Annotated in this window: 1 protein-coding gene; it reads right to left on the bottom strand. The window is 73.3% G+C overall.

Features of this window, described 5'->3' with window-relative positions; all coding sequences use genetic code 11:
- Positions 1-845 (bottom strand): glycosyltransferase family 87 protein (locus tag FV228_RS31165; protein ID WP_246694105.1); only part of this gene is annotated, 845 nt, incomplete at both ends.

The following is an 845-nucleotide window of genomic DNA, read 5'->3' as shown; positions in this document are numbered from 1 at the left end:
ACCAGCGCCTGCAGCGCCCAGGCGGCGGCGATCGGGCCGCCCAGCAGCCGGACGGCCCCGAACGCGCTGGCGTTGAGTTCGAGCCCGGCGGCCGCCTGCTGGAGGATGATGCGGTTGGTCTCGGACAGGGTCCCCAGGAAACCGATCCAGGGCGCGGTGCCGAACAGGGCCAAAGCGGCGAGGCACAGGGCCAGCACCGTGCCCAGGCAGGCCGCCAGGCAGGTGCCGCGGCCGGTGATCAGCAGCAGCAACGGCGCCAGGGCGGCGAAGTGCGGCTTGTAGGCCAGCAGGCCGAAGCACAGGCCCGCGAGCCAGGGGCGGCGGTCGACCAGCAGCGCCCCGAGGGTCAGGAGCGAGGCCGTGAACAGGCCGTTCTGCCCGTAGGTGAGGTTGCAGAACACCAGCGGATGGGCGAGCGCGATCCAGGCGGCGTCGCGCCGGCCGGCGGCGAACCGCATCGTCCCGGCGAAGACCGCCAGCGACAGGGCGGTCCAGAGCCAGAACGCCGGCTGCGGCTCCAGGGTCGCGAAGGCGGCGGCCGGGATCAGGAACACCGGCGGGTAGTGCCACGCGAACCGGCAATCCGGCCCGAACGCGGCTTTCAGGTTCTCGAGATGGACCGGGAGATCGTAGGGCTCGCCGCCCCGCCCCTCGAGCGCCGACCGGCCGGCCACCCAGATCTGGCTGAAATCGTTGCCCAGCATGTCGCCGTACCAGTTGCGGCGCGGTTCCGGGCCGGTGCCGAACACGATGGCGACGATGAGGAGCGTCAGCGGCACCAGCACCCGGGCGGCGCGCCGGGCGAAGGCGAGGAGCCGCGCGTCGCTGCCGACGAGGTCCAGGAG

This window comes from Methylobacterium sp. WL18 (genome assembly GCF_008040015.1).
Taxonomy (GTDB): domain Bacteria; phylum Pseudomonadota; class Alphaproteobacteria; order Rhizobiales; family Beijerinckiaceae; genus Methylobacterium; species Methylobacterium mesophilicum.
The sequence above is the reverse complement of the archived record's forward strand: the minus strand, read 5'-3'. Positions and strand labels throughout refer to the sequence as shown.